The organism is Bradyrhizobium sp. 191, assembly GCF_023100985.1.
Lineage (GTDB): Bacteria > Pseudomonadota > Alphaproteobacteria > Rhizobiales > Xanthobacteraceae > Bradyrhizobium > Bradyrhizobium diversitatis.
This window is the reverse complement of the sequence record NZ_CP064692.1, coordinates 6,851,533-6,873,155: the sequence shown is the minus strand read 5'-3', so window position 1 is coordinate 6,873,155 and position 21,623 is coordinate 6,851,533. Positions and strand designations below refer to the sequence as shown.

Sequence of the window (21,623 nt, the reverse complement as noted above, 5' to 3'; positions counted from 1 at the left end):
CAAGCTGCTCGGTAACCGGCTGTTCGACCGATCCCATCCACCAGCGCTTCTGGACCGCGCTTTTGAAGCGACGGCAATATTTCATTGCAATGTCGCCCATGTTATATGACTATCGTCATATAACGAAGTGATCAACAGGAGAATTCGCCATGGCCGCCGCTTCCGATCCCGTCGTCATCCTCTCCGCGGCCCGTACGCCGCTCGGCCGCTTCATGGGCGAGCTCTCGCCACTCAGTGCCCACAAGCTCGGCTCCCACGTGATTGGAGCAGCTCTGGAACGGGCCAAGCTGGCACCCGAGCGGATCGACGAGGTCTTCATGGGCAACGTGCTGCCGGCCGGACAAGGCCAGGCGCCGGCGCGCCAGGCCGCGCGCGGCGCCAAATTGCCCGATGCCACCGGCGCCACCACCATCAACAAGGTCTGCGGCTCCGGCATGAAGGCCGCCATGCTCGCTCACGACATCATCAATGCGGGCTCCGCCGAGATCGTTCTGTCCGGCGGCATGGAGAGCATGAGCAATGCGCCCTATTTGCTGGCCAAGGCGCGCGGCGGCTATCGCGCCGGCCACGACCGCATCATTGACCACATGCTGATGGATGGGCTGGAAGACGCTTACGAGACGGGACGCTCGATGGGCGATTTCGGCGAGGCCACCGCGGAAGCCTATCAATTCACCCGCAAGGACCAGGACGACTATGCAATCGAGACCTTGACCCGCGCACGCAAGGCAGTTGAAGGCGGCGCCTTCAAGGCGGAGATCGCTCCGATTACGTTGACCGAGAAGGCCGGGCCTCGGATCATCTCCAACGACGAGCATCCGCTCAAAGTCGATCCCGCCAAAATCCCCGGGCTGAAAGCTGCATTCCGCGCCAACGGCACCATCACGCCCGCTGCCTCATCCGCCAATGCTGATGGCGCTGCGGCGCTCATCTTGGCGAAACGTGCGCTGGCCGATCGCGACGGCCTCCCGGTGCTCGCCGAGATCAAGGGCCATGCCACCCACAGCCAGGAACCACAATGGTTCACCACGGCCCCCATCCCCGCTATTCGCGAGTTGCTCGACAAGGTCGGCTGGAGCGTTGGCGACGTGGATCTGTTCGAGATCAATGAGGCATTTGCCGTCGTCGCGATGGCGGCACAGAAGGATCTCGGCATCCCCAGGGAAAAGCTGAACGTCAACGGCGGCGCCTGCGCGCTAGGTCATCCCATTGGCGCGACCGGCGCGCGACTGATGGTCACGCTGCTGCACGCGCTCGAAACGCGCAACCTCAAGCGCGGCGTCGCGTCACTGTGCATCGGCGGCGGCGAAGCTACCGCCATCGCGATCGAGCGCGTCGTCCGCTGATAACACGGCTGGGCGGACAACGACGGACAACGCGAGTGGCGCCAACGGCGTCACTCGCTGCCCTAATCCACCTGTCCCTGGCACGCGAAAGATCCCATGGCTGACCTGACGAATCCCGTGCCGCGGGACATTCCGACCTCGAGCACCCTGCCCATCGCCGTCCTTTCCGTCCTGGCTGCGATGGGAACACTCGCGACCAACATTCTGCTGCCGTCTTTGCCGCAGATTGCGATCTCTTTGAATGTCACGACTGCGGCGGTCACATCCGCCATCACCGTCTTTCTTGCCGTATTCGGGTTGGGCCAGCTCCTGGTCGGACCGCTTTCAGATCGCTACGGAAGACGTTGGCCGGTCCTGATCGGGTTCGCCGTATTCTTCGCCGGCAGCGTTTGGTGCGGTCTGGCAACTGACCTGCCCAATCTCCTCATCGGCCGCGTCGTGCAGGCAACAGGTGCTTGCGCGACATCAGTGCTGTCTCGCGCCATCGCCCGCGACATGTTCAGTGGCGCGGCACTGGCACGCGCGATGGCGCTCATCATGATCGTGATGTCCGCAGCTCCCGGGTTCTCGCCGCTGCTTGGCGGCACCCTCGACCATAGCCTGGGCTGGCGCGCCGAATTCGCGCTAGTCGCGGCCTTTGCCGCCGTCGGCGCCGTTGCCTACGCCATCGTTCTTGGCGAAACCCACAATTCGATCCGCACGCCGTTCAATCCAGTTGTCGTCGGCAGGACCTATGCCGGTCTGATTGGAGACCGTCGCTTCGCTACCCCCGCGGCCGCCTCGAGCCTCACTATGGGCGGCTTGTTCTCGATGTTTTCCTCTGCGCCGCGCCTATTCATCGAAGCGTTGCACTTCACGCCGATCCAGCTCGGGCTCTTCTTTGCCGGCACCGTCTTCATCGTATTCGCCGCGGGTATGCTTGCCACAAGATTGGCACCCCGCTACGGGCTCGATGGTCCGATCCGGGCAGGATTGTCTGCGACGGCCGCCAGCAGCCTTGCGATCCTGCTCATCTCGATGATCAGCCCGACTTTCTTGCCCTTTCTAGGCGCGATGAGCGTATATCTCCTCGGCATGGGCGTTGTCAGTCCGTTGGCCACGGCGCGCGCGTTGTCTCCATTCGGCGAGAAGGCCGGCGCCGCCTCGGCGCTGCTCGGTTTCTTGCAGATGATGATCGCCGCGACCGGCGTATGGCTTGCTGCCACAGTGTCACCGGAAGCAATGTTCGCGTTGGGCGTCGTGATGAGCTCGTTTTCGCTGCTGGCTCTTGGCCTGTACGCACGAGGCCCGGGATCTTGATGGGCATATGATTCCGCGCGGGTCTTCCGTTCAGTCACTCATCAGCTTTGCGAAGCCGGGCTCAGGCCTGTCGATCAAATGCTTGGCCAGCCCGGCCGTTGAGCCTGTTCCAGCGCAATCAAGTGCCGTGGAATTCCGGTTTGCTGCTGCTGCCAGGTGGGCGTTTCATCTCGAACATGTTCTCGGTCCTGACCTCGAGGTAATCTCCACCCCGGCCGGCGCGCAGAATGGGACGCGCAAGTGCCGTGTTGTAGACACCGTCTTCGATCAATGCCTTGTCGATGTAAACCGCGACGACCTCGCCAAGTACGAACCACCCTTCCACCTTCTCACCACGCGCATTCGCCAGTTGAGAGACGTCGACGACCTTGCATTCCATTGCGGCCCTGCTCTCGCCCACCCGCGGCACAGCAACGTGGCGTCCGGGTATCGGCGTCAATCCGGCCGCTTCGAACTCGCTCACGCCGTGATCGAGCGGCGTCGCTGTCACGTTCATGCGCTCGCCGAGATCCATGGTGACCAGATTCCAGACGAATTCGCGCGTCTCGCTGACGTTCTTGACGGTGTCTTTCCACGAAATCGAGGAAAACCCGATGATCGGAGGATCGTAGAGGAACGCGTTGAAAAAGCTGTAGGGGGCCAAGTTCAATCGACCGGCTGCATTGCGCGATGAGATCCACCCAATCGGACGCGGCGCGATTATCGCATTGAACGGATTATGCCGGAGCCCGTGGCCTTTCGAAGGCTCGTAGTAGTGGAAGTCGGCCTGGTCCATAAATGCCCCCGAGGCTGCCTAGGGCCGCCTATCTGGCCCGTCGAGCTTCAACAAAGATCGGCGCACGCATGACCATGCGTGCGCATAGCCTCCGTCAGACCCCCCGGAAGCGGTATGTTCTCCCCGGCTAAGCCATCGCCCGAGCCGCAGCCGGCCGCTGCCCGGCGCCGTCGAGGAAACCAGTCAGGCGCTGCCGAATGAGTCTTTCCGCATCCGCCATGATGCGGTCGATCAGTTCCTTCACGGTTGGAATGTCGTGAATGAGCCCGACGACCATGCCGCAGCTCCAGGCGCCCGCATCCATGTCGCCGTCGATCATCACCTTGGGATAGACGCCCGCCACCTGGTCATGGATGTCCTCGATCTTGAGGCTCTTGCCCTTCTCGCGCTCGATCTCGAGCAGTTGCTCGACGCCCTTGTTGTTCAGGACTCGCTCTGTATTCCGGAGCGCGCGCATCACGAGCCTGGTATCGAGTTCCGTCGCCGCGACCAGCGCCTCCTTGACGTTCTCGTGCACCGGCGCTTCCTTGGTGGCGATGAAGCGCGTGCCCATGTTCATGCCCGCAGCGCCCATCGCCAGGGCGGCAACCAGGCTGCGCGCATCGGCCATGCCGCCCGAGGCAACGAACGGGATCTTCAGTTCCTCCGCGGCGCGCGGCAACAGGATCATGTTCGGCATGTCATCCTCGCCGGGATGGCCGCCGCACTCGAAGCCGTCGACGCTGACGGCATCGCAACCGATCTGCTCGGCCTTCAGTGAATGCCGGACGGAGGTGCATTTGTGGATCACCTTGATGCCGCCCGCCTTCAGGGCCGGCATGTACTGTTCGGGGCTGCGCCCGGCGGTTTCGACGATCTTGACGGCGCCCTCCCTGATGGCCGCGATGTATTCCGGATAGGGCGGCGCGCTGAAGGTCGGCAGGAACGTGAGGTTGACGCCGAACGGCTTGTCCGTCATGTCGCGGCAGCGAGCGATCTCCTTGGCCAGGAGTTCCGGCGTTCTCTGCGTCAGCCCCGTGATCAAGCCGAGCCCGCCGGCGTTGGAGACGGCCGCCGCCATTTCGGCGAAGCCGACATAGTGCATCCCGCCCTGGATGATCGGGTGCTCGATGCCGAACAGTTCAGTAATCGCTGTCTTCACGAATGATCTCCCGCGTTGCCGTTCAGTGGATGATTTCGAACAGGCCCGCCGCGCCCATGCCGCCACCGATGCACATGGTCACCACGCCGTACTTCGCCTTGCGCCGCCGGCCCTCAATCAGGAGATGGCCGGTAAGCCGCGCTCCCGTCATGCCGTAGGGATGACCGATCGCGATCGAGCCGCCGTTGACGTTGAGCTTGTCCGGGTCGATGCCAAGCTTGTCGCGGCAGTAGATCACCTGCACCGCGTAAGCCTCATTCAGCTCCCAGAGGTCGATGTCGTCGATCTTGAGGTTATGGCGCTTGAGCAGCCGCGGGATCGCGGCGACCGGGCCGACACCCATCTCGTCCGGCTCGACGCCGGCGGCGACAAAGCCACGAAAAATGCCAAGCGGCTTGATACCCTTTCTGGCCGCAATCTTGTCGCTCATGATCACGCAGGCCGAGGCGCCGTCCGAGAGCTGGCTGGCATTTCCCGCGCTGATCGTCTTGCCCTCGAACACCGGCTTAATCTTGGCGAGGCCTTCGGCGGTGGTTTCGGGGCGTGGCCCTTCGTCCTTGGTGAGCGTCACCTGCTCGTAGGTGACCTCCTCGGTGTCCTTGTTGACCAGCGCCATCCTGGTCGTGAACGGCACGATCTCGTCGTTGAAGCGGCCCGCCTGCAACGCGGCCCCGACGCGGCGTTGGCACTCGAGGCTGTATTCGTCCTGCTTGTCGCGGCCGATCTTGTAGCGCTCGGCAACGACCTCGGCGGTATCGAGCATCGACATGTACATCTCGGGCTTCATCGCCATCAGCTCGTCGTCGACGGCGTGAAACTTGTTCATGTGCTCGTTCTGCACGAGGCTGATCGACTCGATGCCTCCGCCGATCGCGACCTCGACCCCGTCGAGCATCACCGAGCGCGCGGCGACCGCGATGGCCTGCAGGCCGGACGCGCATTGCCGGTCGATCGTTGTGCCGGCCACCGTGATGGGCAGGCCGGCGCGGATCGCGCCCTTGCGCGCCACGTTCATCACCATGGTGCCTTGCTGCATCGCGCAGCCCATGACCACGTCTTCTACTTCTCCGGGCGCGATGCCGGCGCGCTTCACGGCTTCGGCCATCACGTGCCCGGCCATGGTGGGGCCGTCCGTGTTGTTGAGCGCGCCGCGATACGCTTTGCCGACGGCCGTTCGGGCGGTGGAAACGATGACTGCTTCAGTGGTCATGCCTGCCTCGCTGCTTATGCGGCCGCATCCAGCTGCGCGTAACGCAGCACATGGAACGCGGGATCGCCAAACTGGATGTTGATGGAGGAGATTCGCTTAAAATAATGCCCGACGTTGAGCTCGTCGGTCATTCCCATGCCGCCGTGAAGCTGCACCGCCTGGTCGGCGACGAACTTGCCCGCATAGCCGATCTTCGACTTGGCACCGGAGGCGAGCCGCGACAGGCCGGCATCGCCGTCGCTGAGGCTGAGGCTGAGGCTGAGATGCTGCATCAGGGAGAGCGCCTCCTGATGGGCGATGAACATGTCGACCATGCGATGCTGCAACACCTGGAACGAGCCGATCGTGGTGCCGAACTGCTTGCGCGTCTTGGAATATTCCAGCGTCGCCGAGTTCAGCTCGCCGATGGCGCCGACGGCTTCCGCGCAGAGCGCGCCGATGGCGCGGTCGCGGCAGGCTTCCAGCGCGGCAACGCCCTCGCCTTCCACGCCCAGCAATTGGCCGCGGACATCGCGCAGGCTGACTTCAGCAGCCCGGCGGCCGTCTACGGTCTTGAAGCTCTGGAGATCGACGCCGGTCGCGCGCCGATCGACCACGAACAGGCTGACGCCGCTGCGTTCACGGTCATCGCCGGAGGTCCGGGCCGAGACGATCAGATAGTCCGCCCAAGGCGCTGCGATCACCACGGTCTTTGCGCCTGTCAGGACGTAGTCGCTCCCTTCGCGCCGCGCTCTCGTGGTGACATTGGCAAGATCGAAGCGCGATGCCTTCTCCGTCCAGGCCAGCGTCCAGATTTTCGAGCCGTCGATGATCTCAGGAATGAAGCTTTGCTGCTGCTCTGGCGTGCCCACGTGCTCGATCAATCCGCCGGCCAGCACCACCGTCTCGACGAACGGCTCGACCACGAGGTGACGGCCGAACTCATGCATCAGGATCATGGTCGACAGCGGACCGCCGCCGAGACCGCCAGCGCCCTCGGAGAACGGTGCAGCGAGAAGGCCGAGGTCGGCGAAAGCGTCCCATTGCCTTCGGCTGAAGCCCTCCTCGCTTGCCACGATCTTGCGCCGCGCCACGAAGTCGTACTGGTCGCGCAACAGGCGCTGGACGCTGGATCGCAGCAATTCCTGCTCTTCCGTGAACTGAATATCCATCCGATCCTCCCGATCCGCCGTGGCTAGAGCCCGAGCACGGCTTTGGCGATGATATTGCGCTGGATCTCGTTGGATCCGCCGTAGATGCTGAGCTTGCGCGCGTTCAGATATTTCTCCGACGCGGTATGGCCGTAGTCGGGGCCGGGCATGAAGCGGTTGGCGCTCACCGGATGCTCGCGGATGGCAAGCCCGTAGTTGCCGATCGCGCGGTGGGTAAGCTCGGTAATATTCTGAAATATCTCGGTGCCGCGAATCTTGAACAGTGAGGCCGCAGGTCCCGGATCTATGCCGCGCGCCATCTGGGCGACGACACGCAGCTCCGTCGCCTCCAGCGCCAGCACGTCGAGCTCGATGCGGGCGATGTCACGCAGGAACTCGAGATGCGCGGGGTCGTCGGCCGGGATCTCGGCCTTCACGATCTGCTTCAGCTTGTTGATATAGCGGGTGGACCGGCCAATGCCGGCCATGCTGGTGCGCTCGTTACCGAGCAGGAACTTGGCGTAGGTCCAACCCTTGTTCTCCTCGCCGACCAGATTCTCGACGGGCACGCGGACGTTTTCGAGGAAGATGTCGTTGACCTCATGGCTGCCGTCGATCGTGATGATCGGCCGCACCGTGACGCCGGGCGACTTCATGTCGATGAGCAGGAAGGAGATGCCGGATTGCGGCTTCGCGCTCGGATCGGTGCGCACGAGGCAGAAGATCCAGTCGGCGTGCTGCGCCAGCGTGGTCCAGGTCTTGTGACCGTTGACGATGTAGTGGTCGCCGTCACGCACCGCCTTGGTTCTGACGGTTGCGAGATCCGACCCTGAGCCCGGCTCCGAATAACCCTGGCACCACCAATCCTCGCCGGACAGAATCCGCGGCAGAAACTTCTTCTTCTGCGCCTCGTTGCCGAACGTGTAGATCACCGGCCCGACCATGGTGACGCTGAAGGCGAGCGGCGGCAGCGTGCCGGCGCGAGAGGTTTCCTGCTCGAAGATGAAGCGCTGCGTGACGGACCAGCCCGGGCCGCCGTACTCCTTCGGCCAGAGCGGCGCGATCCAACCCTTCTTGTGGAGGATCCGGTGCCAGAGCAGCGACTGCTCCTTGGTCAGGTCGGTCTCCGGATTGGGAACGCGCATTTCCGGCGGATAGTTCTCAGCAATGAAAGTGCGCACCTCGTCGCGAAACGCGGCATCCTCGGGGGAAAGCTTGAGCTCCATCGTGGCAGGCTCCGCTACCACTTCTCGCCGAAGGGGCGGATCTCCATCTCGAACGTCCACGCGCTTTTCGGCTGCTCGTAGAGCTGCCAATAGGATGTTGCGACGGAGGACGGAGGCATCAAGGCGTCCGGATCATCCAGCGCGGTGGGCCCGAGAGCCTCCAGCCGCCGTTGCCGAACCCACTCGGTATCCACGCCGGAATCGATGATCAGATGCGCGACGTGAATATTTTTCGGGCCAAGCTCGCGGGCCATGGCTTGCGCGACCGCACGAAGGCCGAACTTGGCGCTTGCGAAAGCTGCATAACCGCTGCCACCGCGGAGCGAGGCGGTCGCACCAGTGAAGAAGATGTTACCACCCCCGCGCGGCAGCATGAGGCGGGCGGCCTCGCGACCGGCCAGGAAGCCGGAATAGCAGGCCATCTCCCAGACCTTGCGGAAGACGCGTTCTGTGGTTTCAAGAATCGGGAAATTGACGTTCGCTCCGATGTTGAAGATGCAGACTTCCAGCGGCGCATGCCTGTCTGCATCGTTGAGAAAGGAGACGATCTCGTCTTCCTTGCGAGCATCGAGCGAACGGGCGTGGATCTCTCCGCCGGCAGCCTCGATATCCCTGACGAGCGGAGCCAGCTTGTCGCCGTTACGGCGGCCGGCGAAGACCGTGAAGCCTTCTGCTGCGAATTTCTTGGCGATCTCGCCGCCGATGAAGTCACCCGCGCCTATCACGGCCGCGGTTGCGTTTCTCTTTTGCAAGATGTCCTCCCAGTAAAGTTAGATCTGTTGCCTGCGAAATTCGGGCGCCTGCACAGGAGAGATTGCGCGACCTTCGCGCAAGGACTCCGCGAGCTTGTGCTTGAGTATCTTTCCGGTCGAGGTCGCCGGCAAGGCATCAAGTATGACAATTTCGGACGGCCGCTTGTAAGAAGTAAGCTGAGACCGGACAAAGCTCATCAGGACCTCGGGCGTCGTGCGAGATCCCGGCAGCAATTGCACAAAGGCGACGATCTCCTCATTGCCGTCTGCGGCACGACCGACCACGGCGGATTGCACGACGTCCTGGTGTGAACTGAGGACCGCTTCGACCTCCGCGGGATAGACGTTGAAGCCGGAACGGATGATCATTTCCTTGGTGCGGCCGACAATGTACAGACACTCGCCGTCGAAACGCGCGAGATCGCCGGTATTGAACCAGCCCTCGCTGTCAATCACCTTCGCGGTAAGCTCCGGGGCACGATAGTAGCCCAGCATCACGTTGCGCCCGCGAACATGCAGCTCGCCGACTTCACCCGATACAGTCGGAAATCCTTCGATGGTTCGCACCCGCGCTTCCACGCCAGGCAGCAGCGTGCCAACAGCCTGATCCGAGCGTGGCCTATCGAAACGTACGCCTGATATTCCCGGCGAGCATTCGGTGATCCCGTAGCCGTTGAGCAACGGAAGACCGAACTCTTTTTCCACACGCAACTTCAGGTTCAAATCCAGCGGCGCGCCGGCGACGGCAATCAAGCGCAACGAGCCTCGGGCGAGCTGTTCCACGCCTGATACGCTCTTGTACTCCAGCAGGCGCTGATAGGTGGCAGGCACGCCATTGAGGATGGTGACGCCCTCCTCCGCGATCGCCTTTGCGGTCGCCGCCGGATCGTATTTGCTGACCATCCGCACCGTACCGCCGACCATCAGCGTCATGATCAGGAGCGAAATGCCGACGATATGCGAGATCGGCAACACAAGATAGATTTTGTCCTTCTCGTTCATCCTGCGGAAATACGCGGTGGTCTTTGCACTGATCAGCAGGTTGTCATGCGAGAGCATCACGCCCTTGGGAGTCCCCGTCGTCCCTGACGTGTAGATCAAAACCGCGACCTGCTTTGCTGGATCGGTCTCCACCGGCCGGACGGTCGCGCTTTCGTTGAGCGGGCCAACACCAATTTCCGGCAGCGGGCCAATTCGCCGATTGTCGGCGCCGTAGCGGGAGGCATGAGCAGCGGCCTCCTTCGAAATGCCGGACGTGAAGAACATCCGTCGGGCGCCGCTATGATCGCGGATCTGGTCCAGTTCGCGCGCCGACAAGCGCGGGTTGGCGACAATCGCCCAGGCGTCGAGCCGGCTCGCCGCCAGCAGCAAAGCGGCAAGTGCAATACAGTTCTCGCTGACAATAATCATCCGATCGCCGGCCCTGATCCCAGCGATGAGAGCATGGTGGCGATGTCGCCAACGCGCTGCTCCAGATCTCGATAGCTCCAGGAAGCCCCGTCCTCGACCAGCGCAACCCGGCCGGGTGCCCTGGCAACCGGCCCTGCCGTGACTTCATGGATTCGGCTCGGCAAGCCGACAGCAATCTCGTCTACACTGATCGTCTCTGAAAGCTCCGCCACGACTGACCTCCCGACCGACCATGCCGACGTTGCAATACGGCACAATTGGTTTCTACTTATAGTTCTTTTTTAGAACTCGTCAATCAGTAAATCGTCGTCAACCTTTTCCGGAGTCGAATAGACAATCCATCTGTGAGCGTCGTTTTCTGCGTGGCTCTTAAAAACCTCCGTTTACAACGCATCATCCGGCAGCTAGGTTATAGTATCCAATAAGAACTTAAAGGGAGGATCGAGGATGGCGGCGGGCCGCGGTGTAGCGATACTTGTTGGCGCAGGCGATGCCATTGGCGCGGCGGTCGCCCGGCGTTTTGCCCAAGGCGGCTATACGGTCTGCATCTGCAGGCGCGATGCGTCCAAATCGCAGGGACTCGTGGCCGAGCTGAGGGCTGCGGCGCATGACGTTCACGCATTCAGCGTGGATGCGCGTCAGGAAACAGAAGTCCAAGGCATTTTCGCGCGTGTCGAGAAAGAGCACGGGCCTGTCGAGGTCTGCCTCTACAATGCGGGCTCGAACGTCAACAAGCCTCTGCTCGACACCACGGAGAAGTTGTTCTTCAAGGCTTGGGAACTCGCCTGTTATGGTGGTTTCCTGGTTGGACGTGAGGCCGCCCGCGTGATGCTGTCGCGCGGACGCGGCACCATCTTTTTCACCGGCGCGACGGCAAGCGTGCGTGGCGGCCCCGGGTTTTCAGCATTTTCATCAGCGAAGTTCGGCCTTCGTGCAGTGGCCCAGGCGATGGCACGCGAGCTTGGACCGAAGAACATCCACGTCGTGCATCTCCTGATCGACGCTGGCGTGGATAGCGAGGCGATTCACCAACGCATGAAGGCAGCGAAGGGCATCGAAGCAAGCGACATTCCGCCCGATAGCCTGACCAAGACGTCTTCCATCGCCGAAGCTTATTGGTTCACCCACCAGCAAAGCAAAGATGGCTGGACCCACGAGCTCGATCTCCGTCCGTCCGTGGAGAAATGGTAATATGAATGCGACACCAGACCTGACCCTGTGGGGCGTTGGCACGAGTCGCACCATTCGTCCGCACTGGGCCATGCACGAACTGGGCTTGGCCTACAAGACAAGGCCCATTGGCCCGCGAACCGGCGAAACCAAGACCGCGGAATACTCGAAGCTCAATCCGCGCCAGAAGATCCCGCTGCTTCAGGATGGCGACTTCTGCATCGGGGAGAGCGCAGCGATCGTTGCCTATTTGTCGCGAATGTATTCCACGGCGGGACGATCGCTGATTCCGGAAGCTACCCGCGAGTATGCGGCATGGCTGGAATGGTGCTTCTTTATCGTCACGGAGCTGGATTCCACCAGCCTTTACGTGATGCGCCGCCATCGGGCCGACGCGCTCGGACCGATCTACGGCATTGCGCCCGAGGTGGTTGCGCAAGCCGGCGAGTATTTCCGCCAGCAGCTACGGCATGTCGAAGTCGCACTTGCAGACGGCCGGCAATTCCTGATGGGCGAACGGTTTACCAGCGCAGACATCCTGCTCACGACGTGCCTGGAGTGGGCCATCGCCTATGGCGTCGGCATTTGCGACAACGCTCAACCCTATCTCGAGCGCATCCGGAAACGAGAAGCCTTTCAGCGAGCCGTTGCGGCGAATGTTCCGATGGCACCGATCACGCCGGCGCCGGTGAAGGTCTAGAATACGTCGCCAACGGGTTTCGCGGTCAGACCGCGACACGCACGCTGCGCTCGGCGACCATCTTGTCGATGGCGCCGTCGTCGTAGCCCAGCTCGTACAACACGTCGCGGGAGTGCTCGCCCACCCTGGGAGCAGGCCCACCGATCGCGGCCTCGTTGATCGCAAAACGCGCTGCCGGCTTCGGTTGCCGCACCCGTCCGACTTTCGGCTGATCGAACTCCGCGATGATATCGCGCGCGACCACCTGTTCATTGTGGATGATCTCGCCCCGCCGCAGGATCGGTGAGCAAGGAACATCGGCGGCGTCCAGACGCTCCAGCCATTCTGCGGTGGTGTGCTGGCTGATATACTCCGCCATCTTGTTGATGCGCGCCGTGGCGTTGACCGAGCGCGCCGATGGCGTCGCAAACCGGGGATCCTTGGCCAGCTCGGAGTCGCCGGAGGCCTGGCAAAAACCCTGCCATTCGGAGTCGGAAATGGTACCAGCGGTGATGTAGCCGTCGCTGGTCTTGAACACGAGATCGGGCCGATCGTTGGGATCGGCAGCAGTGGCCTCGGCACCCACCACCGTGTATTGCATCATGCCTTCCGGCCACAAATACGAGATCATCGCGTCCAGCATGGCGACCTGGATGTGATCACCCTGCCCTGTCTTCTCGCGCGCGTAGAGGGCTGCCGCGACCGCCTGGGCGGTGAACACGGCGGTGGTCTTGTCGCAGACGATAGTCCGGATCATCTGCGGACGGTTCGTGACCGGCTGCGACTGGATATCGGCAAAGCCCGACAGGCCCTGAATGATCGGGTCGTAAACACGTTTCTTCACATAGGGTCCGCTGTCGCCAACACCGCTGATCGAAACATAGATCAGGCGCGGATGGCGCTGGCGCAACTCTTCGACGCCGAGACCGAGGCGCTCCATGGTGCCGGGCCGGAAATTCTGCACCAGCACATCCGCCTTCGCGACCAATTTGGCCAGAACCTCACGGCCGGCCGCGCTTTTGACATCAATCGACAGCGAGCGCTTGCCGCGATTTGACGAAATGAACAGTGCCGAAAACTCGCCATCCTTGTCGATGGTAGCGCGGCTGCGTCGGGTAATGTCGCCGCCGATCGGCTCGATTTTCAGGACGTCCGCGCCCTGATCCGCCAGGAACATGGTCGCGAAAGGACCCGACACCACGCCTGTCAAATCGAGGACACGAACGCCGTTGAGGGGGCCGGGCATGACATTCTCCCTGAATTGGTTTTGTTATAAGGCCGACTGAGCTTTCGTCACGCAGGCGCGCGGACGTCTACCCGGCTCTGCAAAGGCTCCAGGTTCTGGCCTCAGGCCGTCTTCGAAACGGGTTGGCCGATCTGCTCGACGATCGACTCCTCCACATCGCGAAGCTGGTCCTTCCCGAAGAACATCTCATCTCCAACGAAGAAGGTCGGCGAGCCGAATGCGCCGCGGTTGACCGCGTCGGTGGTGCGATCGATCAGCCCCTTCTTGACGTCGTCCTGCTGCGCACGTGCAAGCAACCGATCGATATCGACGCCTGAGGAGATGAACGCTGCTCGGAAGGTTTCGAGGTCATCCATCTTCTTCGGCTCCTCCCACATGTGGTGGTAGGCCGCGCGGAAATAGGGTTCGAACACGCCTTCGAACTGCGCCGCGACGGCGCCGCGCATCAACATCAGCGTATTGACCGGAAAGAACGGATTGGAGCGGAATTTCGTCACGTTATGCCGGCGAATGAAGCGCTGCGTCTCCAGCGCCTGGTATTCGGGTTTGTTCTTGATGCCATGAAGCGACTCGAACGGAGACATGTTGCCCGTTGCCTTGAAGATGCCGCCGAGCAGGATCGGGACATACTCGAATTTCACGCCGGTGCGCCGTTCGATTCCGGGAAGGGCTAGTTCCGCGAGGTAAGCGTTCGGGCTGCCGAAATCGAACAGGAATTCAACTTTCAGGGACATGTCAGCTCCTCCCGCAGAGCGCGATGTTTGTTAGGCCTGGCGTGATCTTGTAGGCCGAACGCAGCCTGCCCCTCCTTCTATAGTTCTAAAATTGAACTGTCAAATCTACTTTGAATTCCGTTGGTTTGAAACGACCGGCAAGGTATTGTATCCACTTTAGTGCCTATCTAGAATGGTAGGAGTGGCGTCTGCCACTCCCCTGATTCGAGCGGAACAGGCGCCGGTCGACCGGAGAGCAGGAATGAAATGGGATGAACTTGAGGAAGAGCCATGTTCGATGGCTCGCACCATCGGTGTGATTGGTGACCGCTGGACTCTTCTGATTCTCCGCGAATGCTTCCTGCGCACGCGCCGTTTCGAGGGGTTTCAGTCAGCGCTTGGAATCACCCGCCATCTGCTCGCAGAGCGACTGAAAAAGCTGGTTCGGCTGGGCGTCCTGCGCCGCATTCCTTACCAGGAGTCGCCTAAACGCCACGAGTATATCCTGACGCAAAAGGGCCTCGACCTCTATCCGATCATGATGGCGCTCGTACATTGGGGCGACACCCACATGGTCGACGAACGCGGACGTCCCCTGCTGCATGAGCACCGCAAGTGCGGAAAGATGTTCGATCCCGTGATGGTGTGCTCGGAATGCGGCGAGCCGCTTTCAGCCAAGGAAGTTCATGTCCACCCTGGTCCAGGCGCGCGCCCAGCTCCAGAGAGGGTCTTGCTCGACAAAAAAGCAAAGCCGAAGCCCCGCAAGAAAGCGGCGTAAGAGCGCCAAGCCGCGTTTCCCGCGCAATGGCCGCAGGCGAGTTCATTGGCGTCGCTTCTCGTGAAAAATCTTGTCCAAGTCGCAGGCAACGTCGGCAATCCCGGCTCCCGCCTTGGAAGACGTCGTCAGGGCGGCAGTCGTGTCCCTGGTGCCGCGGAGTGATGGAACCGTGGCGCAGATTGGAAAACGCGCATAAATGTTGTCTTTGTATTTTGGGGTGGAAGGCGCGGACCTAGCGACCAAAAAAAGCGACGCGCGCTTCAACCCTTCCCGCAGCTCTTGCGAAAGCCACCTCTCTCATCGATCAAGTTGCGGACATTTGTTTTTCATTGTGTGTACATTTATGGCGCCTCGCGGAGACATGGCCCGAGTGACAGTTAAGGGTAATACTCTAGTCTTCATGTAAGTCCGAAGCGCACCGCTACATAGATTAGGCGTGCTGTTGTGCTAACGCATTCTTGTAGATCGTTCCGTCCTTCATGATAACGACGAACTTCGTGGGGTCGCCGACGGGATTGATATTCTCCAGTGGATTTCCTTCGACCAGAAGCAGATCGGCCAGAGCGCCGTGCTCCACAACGCCAATCTTTCCCGGATAGGGATTGCGTTTGCCGGATAGGGCCAGCGCCTATCTAGCGGTCAGGCCTGGTAGATATGATCTCGCCTGTCTTTGGGTCGGCGAGAAACTTCATCTTCTGACCATCCTTGATGCCTTCGCCTTCCCAGCGACCGTCATCCGCTTCGATCTTGCTGACCAGCGCAAAGCCCGACTTAAGGACCTTCTCGATGACTTGCTGGATCGGCATCCAGTCAGGCCCCGGTCGGTCAGCAAGCGCGACGTTTGCGGCAACAGCCGACAGAACGACTGCGAAAACAACAGGTGTACTCCTACTCATGCCGGCCTCCTTGCTGCGTGTGCTGACAAGTCTCGCAGCATTGCGGAATCGAGTCACTCCCAAATTCCGCCTGGGGCGCTTAGGGGTAAATACCGACATCGGCGGCAGCGTGCGCCCCGAGTTGAAGACAGTCGATGATCTCTCGGCTCACACATCTGGCGAAATATCTTTCGGCCGGAGATGTCTCTCAGGGAGCTACCAATTTCTTGCGGATGGCGTAACGGACCAGTTCAGCGGTCGAGGACATTCCCAGCTTGCGCATCGCGGAAGCGCGATGGGTCTCGACGGTCTTCACGCTCAACTGCAAAATGGAGCTTATGGACCTGTTGGTATGTCCTTCCGCTATCAGTTGGACTACGCTCTGCTCGCGCGAGGTGAGCAGCATATCCGACTTGTTCAGCTTGTTGAGCTGGTAGTCGTGGAGCAGTTTCTCCAGCAGCACGCTCGTGAAATAGGGCCTTCGATCCAGCAGCGCCTCGACGGCGGACAGCAGGTGTTTCCTCGCATCCGATTTGAACAAGAAGCCTCGGACACCGGCCAGAATGGCTTCGGTCAGCAGCTCTTCGTTTTCATGCATCGTCAGAATCAGAACTTCGCTGCGCAAGCGAAGTGACTTCACTCGGCGACTGACCTCTAGCCCGTTCATGAGGGGCATCGAATAGTCGACGATCACGACGTCCGGCTTTGTCTCCAGAGCCAATGCGACGGCCTGCTCACCATTCGTTGCTTCACCGACAACGATCCAGTCGGAGCGCGTATCGACAATCGCGCGCAGCCCTGAACGCACGATTTCATGATCATCCGCAATCAAGATGCGTTTCACGACATCGTTCTCCTATCCGACCGCAATCGGCGGAGATCATCGGCAGCAGAACAGTCGAGCGATCATACAGATCGCGGGCTGAAGCATCATCCTATAAAACCCCCAGATGGCCGAGCGATTTTACCGACGCCGCCTCGGCCCACCCCACCCCAGAAAGGCATTGTCATGCCTCGACCAGCTGCGCGCGGACGGCGTATCGTACCAGCCCCGCGGTCGAGCTCACGTCCAGCTTGCGCATCGCGGCGGCGCGATGAGCTTCAGTGGTCTTGACGCTGAGGTTGAGGATCGCGCTGATGCCCTTGTTGCTGTAGCCTTCTGCAACCAGCTTAACGACGACCTGCTCGCGCGGAGTGAGGCCCGGATGCCGGTCTGCATTGCTGCCTGATCCGCCGTTCAGTTCGTTTCGACATTTTTCGGTACAGAACTGCTTGTGCGCCAGAAGGGCATCGACGGCCGTCATCAGCAATCTGCTTGCGTCCGATTTCGCCAGGAAAGCGCGCGCGCCTGCCTCGAATGCTTGTTGGGCGAGCAGACCGGAGTTGTGGACCGTGAAAATCAGAACCTCGGTTTGCAGCGGGTATTCCCTGATTCGCCGCGCGACCTCCAGTCCGGTCATTCGCGGCATGGAAAAATCGACGATTGCCACGTGAGGTCGACTCTCGATCGCCGCTGTCAGCGCCTTGCTGCCGTCGCTCGCCTCGGCGACTACTTCCCAATCCGCTCGTTGTCTTAGCACCGCACGCAAGCCCGACCGTACCGCTTCGTGATCGTCTGCTATGAGAATACGCTTCATGGCGAGCACTCCAGTCGCTACTCGGCGGCTGGGTCGAAACGAACTCGTTTCCGCTTGCCGCCGGTGATCAGTGCTTTTCTTCTCAATACGTGCCTGCGGGGGCCCTCATGACAGTGGCGTCCCTTCGCCGGCTTCTCTCGTGACCGAGGCATGCGGAAAGACTGCGCACAGAACGGTACCGGAATGATGCGGACCCGAGCGGATCTCCAGTGAACCTCCGATCTGCTCAAGTCTTGCTCTCATGGCCGGAATTCCAACGCCGGTCGATATCGGCTGGTTCGTGGGGCCAACCTGAAGCCCACGCCCATTGTCGCTGACGGTTAGCCGAAAATGGCTGCCGGTCCCCTCGATGACGATGCTCACTTGCGTCGCCTTTGCATGGCGGAATACGTTCGTGAGCGCTTCTTGAACGACCCGAAGCAATGAGCGCTGGTTTTCGTAGGGCAGTCGGTCGACGCCAGCCACGATCCTCGTCGTGATCCGCAAGGACGTGCGCGTCGCGAATCCATCGGCATAGCGCTCGATCGTGGCCCTGAGCCCGTCGTCTGTCAGATTTTGCGGGTGCAGCAGGTAGGCAAAAGCGCGGATCTCCCTGAGCGCCGCGTCGATCGACGCGTCGATCTCATCGCAAAGGCGCTCGGCCCCGACCGGGTCGCCCATGCTCTGTCGGAATCGCATCATGCCAAGACTTGCGGCAATCAGATGCTGACAAGTCGAGTCGTGCAGATCAGACGCAATCCTTTGCTGGATATCCTCCTGAATGGACAGCAAGTTGACGCTCTCCTGCGCAAGCGAGCGTCCAGCAGCGTTATGGAAAGATCCTTTGCCCACGATACGATGGCTGCCGATCAAGCGGACCGCACCATCGGCTACGGCATCCATGATCGGAACAACGGTAGTTTCCATGTTCTGGCGCTCGCCGCCAAACGCAAGGGAATGGCGAATCCTGACCTCTGTTCCTTCTGCGCGGCACGCGCGGAGAGCTTCGCTGACGGCTTTGGCGTCGTGCCTGTTGAGGCAATTGGAGATCTCCATCTCCCGGACATCTTCAGACGAGATGCCGAGACGAAGCTCGAATGCCGGATTAATTCCCTCGTACACGAAGTGCCCTCGAAACGAAGGACGGGCTACAAAAAGAAGATCGGGTGAGAACACCCAGTACCGGCGTTCGCTGGTTTCTTCCGAGCCAAGTCGCAACCACCTTCTAGCACTGGTTCCACTCGACTCACGGGCGGGCGAGCTATGTAGCTTCACGGTACGCACCACTATTCACTGGTGACGCCCGATATTGAAGCTCAACATATTGAAGCTCAATATATTGAGGCCGAACATCAGGAGTCTCCTCCTTGCCCCGCCGGCGAGGTATCAATGGATCAGGCGACGCGCCCTTGGGGTAGGCGGAGTATACACCGTCAGGTTGCTCACACCACCAGGTAGTGTTGCTGACGGAATAAAATCTTGCATCGGTGAGACGCATCGGGCGGATCGGATGAGCGGTTTTTTGCCAGATTATCCCGCTGCAATTCAAATAAGGTGCAACAGATACTCAAGCGCAGCAAACAGCTTTCATGATGGCGTCGAGGGGATCGCACCATGCTGAGTCGCGGTGTGTTAGCGGCTCACGTCGCCGCTCGTATTCGGCTTGTTCTTCTTTCTTTTCGTCGCGTTTGGAGCTCCCTCTTGCGGCGGGGCGATCACCAGCGGATGAGACGGCATCCGCAGCCGTTGAGTGCCGGCATCGTCCCTGAGTGCATCCGTATCCAGACGTTGGCTTCGGTCCACAGAGTCGCGCGGGTCCGCGGCTGCGGCGGATGCGGCGGTCAAACCGACAACAACTCCGATCAGCACCCAAGCACGTCTCAACATCATCTTGCAGACCTCTCAAAAGGCGAAGTCGAGACGGGGACCGATCCTGAGATCCCTGTAGCGCCGCACCATGACGTTCGATTCTCGTGCCTCGTACAGCACAGTGGTTGTAAGCGAAACGTTGCTGGCAAAACTATACTTCAGGCCAATATCCGCGGAGTAGATTTGATCTTGCCGACCCCTATTCAGCCCGTCGGTGAACCAGAAGGCTTCGAACAACGGCGTGCTCACGATCGACCATTTTGGATCGAGTTTGACTTCTATGCCGAGCAAGGCATCGAAGCGCCAGCGGCGAGCTTCCGCAAGGTCGGAAAATCGGTAGGTCAGGAGCAAGAGCGGTGAGAGCGTCACATTGTTGACGCGGAAGTCGCGCGCCACCGAGCCCATCACGTCGTCTGAGGTGAAAGCGAGATCGCGATAGATGCCGTCGAAATCGTATCGGTGCTCGTAGATGGCGGAGAAGCGCCAGCCCTCCCAATTCTCCGTCAGGCGCGCTCCCATCCGCGCCACTGCGGCATTGCCGTCTTTCTCTCTCGAAAAGGCGTCATATTGTGCGCGTGCATAGAGCCGGTACGACAGGTCATCTGTGAGGTTCCCATCCAGCCTGACGCTGACGTCGGGCTCGTAGAAGAAATCCGACCTGCGGTTGTCCCGGCTGAACAAGGCATTATCCGTGAAATTCGGCGTGACGGAGCCGACCACGCTCCAGGACGGAGCGGAATAATACGGGACAGGGCTGCTCGCCTTCAGTTCGGTGAGATCGACGTCCGCCGCCCAAGCAGTGCCGGTTCCCAACAATCCCAGTACCACCAAAAGAGCTCTCGATCCGCGCATGATGTTCCTCGATGGCTTTGCGTGCACCAGGAATCGCCTCAGCCTGGGCGACGATTGTGGCGTGTTAGTGGTATGATTCAAAATCAGTGATTGAATCGATCGATCGCCATTTCGTAAATTGCCGAAAGGTTCTCCCTCGCCGCCGCGGAACAAACGCGCGGAGCCAACGCTGCGCTTGCGATCGACCGCGCAGGTACAAGGGGGCCGGAGCGGCGCTCCGCCCATAAACGCCGGCTTCACGACCGAACCCGGTCGATCCGCACGGTCTAGTAGTTCGCCGCGTCCCTGATAATCGGACAGGTCATGCAATGACCGCCTCCCCGGCCCCGCCCGAGCTCTGCCCCGACGATGGTGATCACCTCGATCCCTTCCTTGCGCAGCAAGGTGTTGGTGTAGGTGTTGCGGTCATAGGCGAACACCACGCCTGGGGAGGCGCAAACCAGATTGGCGCCGCTGTCCCACTGCGTTCGTTCCCGCATGTAGGCGTTGCCCCCGGTCTCTATGACACGCATCTTCTTCAGGCCAAGGGCTTCAGCCACGACATCCACGAAAGGCTTTTCATCCCTGCGCAGCTCGAGGCCGGCCGAATTGTCGGCCGGCCGGTAGGAAAAGGCCGCGATGTTGTTGACGATGTCGGGATACAGCAGAACGCAATCCCTGTCAGCGAACGTGAAGACGGTATCGAGATGCATCGCCGCACGGAGCTTCGGCATCGCAGCCACGATCACACGCTCCGCCGCCTTCTTCTCGAACAAAGCCGCGGCGACCTGGCTGATCGCCTGTCGCGAGGTGCGCTCGCTCAACCCGATCAGCACGTTGCCCTTGCCGATCGGCATCACGTCGCCGCCCTCCAGCGTCGCAAGGCCGTGGTCCCGCGTCGGGTCGCCCCACCAGACATTGACCTTGCCGGCGAAATCCGGATGGAACATGTAGATGGCTGTCGCGAGGATCGGCTCCTCGTGTCGCGCCGGCCAGTAGAGCGAGTTCAGCGTGACCCCGCCGTAGATCCAGCAGGTCGTGTCCCGCGTATACAACGTATTGGGAAGCGGCGGCAGCAGATACTCGGTCATGCCGGCGGCCTCGCGGACGAGCTTGAGCATCTCGCCGCCATGGGCGTCCGGGAAGTCATGGGTCGAAACGCCCCCAATCAGCGTTTCAGCCAGATCGCGCGGCTTGAGGCTTTCAAGGTAGCCCCGCAGCTCATCGACGAGGCCGAGGCCGACCTGATTGGGAACGACCTGGTTGTCGAGAATCCACTTCTTGGCCTCGGGGATCGCGACGGTCTCCGCCAGCAGATTGTGCATCTCGACGACTTCGATGCCGCGGTCGCGCATCTTCTGCACGAAGTCGAAGTGATCGCGCTTGGCGTTCTCGACCCACAGCACGTCGTCGAACAGCAGGGTGTCGCAATTGGACGGCGTGAGGCGCTGATGGGCGCGGCCGGGGGAGCAGACCATCACCTTCCGGAGTTGACCGACCTCCGAATGGACCCCGAAGGAAACCGAGCTGTCCGACGCCTGCTTTGCCATGGGAGTT

The 21,623-nt window shown here is 61.0% G+C and carries 21 protein-coding genes and 1 pseudogene; 5 read left to right on the top strand and 17 right to left on the bottom strand.

The window, feature by feature from the left end; translation table 11 throughout:
• Positions 1 to 149 precede the first annotated feature (149 nt).
• Positions 150 to 1,346, top strand: a complete 1,197-nt coding sequence (locus tag IVB23_RS32215; RefSeq protein ID WP_247801243.1) for an acetyl-CoA C-acyltransferase — start codon at positions 150 to 152, stop codon at positions 1,344 to 1,346.
• 96 nt (positions 1,347 to 1,442) lie between these two features.
• Positions 1,443 to 2,645, top strand: a complete 1,203-nt coding sequence (locus IVB23_RS32210; protein ID WP_247801242.1) for a multidrug effflux MFS transporter — start codon at positions 1,443 to 1,445, stop codon at positions 2,643 to 2,645.
• A 118-nt stretch (positions 2,646 to 2,763) separates the two neighbouring features.
• On the opposite strand, the gene IVB23_RS32205 is transcribed toward IVB23_RS32210, so the two are convergent.
• The 8 genes from IVB23_RS32205 to IVB23_RS32170 form a co-directional block, all read right to left on the bottom strand.
• Positions 2,764 to 3,420 carry a flavin reductase family protein gene (locus IVB23_RS32205; protein ID WP_247801241.1) on the bottom strand — a complete coding sequence of 219 codons (657 nt, stop codon included), beginning with the start codon at positions 3,418 to 3,420 and terminating at the stop codon, positions 2,764 to 2,766.
• Positions 3,421 to 3,547: 127 nt separating this feature from the next.
• Positions 3,548 to 4,561 (bottom strand): nitronate monooxygenase family protein, encoded by a 1,014-nt coding sequence (locus IVB23_RS32200; RefSeq protein ID WP_247801240.1) that lies wholly within the window; start codon positions 4,559 to 4,561, stop codon positions 3,548 to 3,550.
• Between the two features lie 22 nt (positions 4,562 to 4,583).
• Positions 4,584 to 5,771, bottom strand: coding sequence for an acetyl-CoA C-acyltransferase (locus tag IVB23_RS32195; RefSeq protein ID WP_247801239.1), 1,188 nt, complete (start codon positions 5,769 to 5,771; stop codon positions 4,584 to 4,586).
• Positions 5,772 to 5,785: 14 nt separating this feature from the next.
• Complete coding sequence (locus IVB23_RS32190) at positions 5,786 to 6,922, bottom strand: acyl-CoA dehydrogenase family protein (protein WP_247801238.1); 1,137 nt, start codon at positions 6,920 to 6,922, stop codon at positions 5,786 to 5,788.
• A gap of 23 nt (positions 6,923 to 6,945) precedes the next feature.
• Positions 6,946 to 8,127, bottom strand: coding sequence for an acyl-CoA dehydrogenase family protein (locus IVB23_RS32185; RefSeq protein ID WP_061883619.1), 1,182 nt, complete (start codon positions 8,125 to 8,127; stop codon positions 6,946 to 6,948).
• A 14-nt stretch (positions 8,128 to 8,141) separates the two neighbouring features.
• Entirely contained in the window at positions 8,142 to 8,879 is a 738-nt protein-coding gene (locus tag IVB23_RS32180) for an SDR family oxidoreductase (protein WP_061883620.1), read from the bottom strand.
• 18 nt (positions 8,880 to 8,897) lie between these two features.
• Positions 8,898 to 10,289, bottom strand: a complete 1,392-nt coding sequence (locus tag IVB23_RS32175; protein WP_247801237.1) for an AMP-binding protein — start codon at positions 10,287 to 10,289, stop codon at positions 8,898 to 8,900.
• On the bottom strand, positions 10,286 to 10,501 hold the full coding sequence (locus IVB23_RS32170) for a hypothetical protein (protein ID WP_247801236.1): 216 nt from the start codon (positions 10,499 to 10,501) through the stop codon (positions 10,286 to 10,288). The genes IVB23_RS32175 and IVB23_RS32170 overlap by 4 nt, the downstream gene beginning before the upstream one ends.
• 235 nt (positions 10,502 to 10,736) lie before the next feature.
• On the opposite strand from IVB23_RS32170, the gene IVB23_RS32165 reads away from it, so the two are divergent.
• The gene (locus tag IVB23_RS32165; protein ID WP_197964597.1) at positions 10,737 to 11,480 is read left to right on the top strand and encodes an SDR family NAD(P)-dependent oxidoreductase; all 744 of its coding nucleotides are present in this window, start codon (positions 10,737 to 10,739) and stop codon (positions 11,478 to 11,480) included.
• Position 11,481: 1 nt separating this feature from the next.
• Entirely contained in the window at positions 11,482 to 12,159 is a 678-nt protein-coding gene (locus tag IVB23_RS32160) for a glutathione S-transferase family protein (RefSeq protein WP_197964596.1), read from the top strand.
• A gap of 25 nt (positions 12,160 to 12,184) precedes the next feature.
• On the opposite strand, the gene IVB23_RS32155 is transcribed toward IVB23_RS32160, so the two are convergent.
• Together IVB23_RS32155 and IVB23_RS32150 are read right to left on the bottom strand one after the other, a co-directional pair.
• On the bottom strand, positions 12,185 to 13,384 hold the full coding sequence (locus tag IVB23_RS32155; protein ID WP_061883624.1) for a CoA transferase: 1,200 nt from the start codon (positions 13,382 to 13,384) through the stop codon (positions 12,185 to 12,187).
• Positions 13,385 to 13,485: 101 nt separating this feature from the next.
• Positions 13,486 to 14,118 (bottom strand): 2-hydroxychromene-2-carboxylate isomerase, encoded by a 633-nt coding sequence (locus IVB23_RS32150; RefSeq protein ID WP_061883625.1) that lies wholly within the window; start codon positions 14,116 to 14,118, stop codon positions 13,486 to 13,488.
• A gap of 241 nt (positions 14,119 to 14,359) precedes the next feature.
• On the opposite strand from IVB23_RS32150, the gene IVB23_RS32145 reads away from it, so the two are divergent.
• A complete protein-coding gene (locus tag IVB23_RS32145; protein ID WP_060735362.1) occupies positions 14,360 to 14,875 on the top strand; it encodes a helix-turn-helix domain-containing protein in 516 nt (171 codons plus the stop codon).
• 430 nt (positions 14,876 to 15,305) lie between these two features.
• On the opposite strand, the pseudogene IVB23_RS32140 reads toward IVB23_RS32145, so the two are convergent.
• The 7 genes and pseudogenes from IVB23_RS32140 to arcA form a co-directional block, all read right to left on the bottom strand.
• A pseudogene (locus IVB23_RS32140) lies at positions 15,306 to 15,500 on the bottom strand (amidohydrolase family protein); the annotation flags it as partial.
• Between the two features lie 7 nt (positions 15,501 to 15,507).
• On the bottom strand, positions 15,508 to 15,771 hold the full coding sequence (locus IVB23_RS32135) for a PepSY domain-containing protein (RefSeq protein ID WP_247801235.1): 264 nt from the start codon (positions 15,769 to 15,771) through the stop codon (positions 15,508 to 15,510).
• Between the two features lie 187 nt (positions 15,772 to 15,958).
• Positions 15,959 to 16,594, bottom strand: a complete 636-nt coding sequence (locus IVB23_RS32130) for a response regulator transcription factor (protein WP_197964594.1) — start codon at positions 16,592 to 16,594, stop codon at positions 15,959 to 15,961.
• Between the two features lie 163 nt (positions 16,595 to 16,757).
• Entirely contained in the window at positions 16,758 to 17,387 is a 630-nt protein-coding gene (locus IVB23_RS32125; RefSeq protein ID WP_061880476.1) for a response regulator transcription factor, read from the bottom strand.
• 105 nt (positions 17,388 to 17,492) lie between these two features.
• Positions 17,493 to 18,488 (bottom strand): sensor histidine kinase, encoded by a 996-nt coding sequence (locus IVB23_RS32120; RefSeq protein WP_247801234.1) that lies wholly within the window; start codon positions 18,486 to 18,488, stop codon positions 17,493 to 17,495.
• Positions 18,489 to 19,268: 780 nt separating this feature from the next.
• On the bottom strand, positions 19,269 to 20,396 hold the full coding sequence (locus IVB23_RS32115; protein ID WP_247801233.1) for a hypothetical protein: 1,128 nt from the start codon (positions 20,394 to 20,396) through the stop codon (positions 19,269 to 19,271).
• On the bottom strand, positions 20,354 to 21,616 hold the full coding sequence (arcA, locus tag IVB23_RS32110; protein ID WP_247801232.1) for an arginine deiminase: 1,263 nt from the start codon (positions 21,614 to 21,616) through the stop codon (positions 20,354 to 20,356). The genes IVB23_RS32115 and arcA overlap by 43 nt, the downstream gene beginning before the upstream one ends.
• Positions 21,617 to 21,623 lie beyond the last annotated feature (7 nt).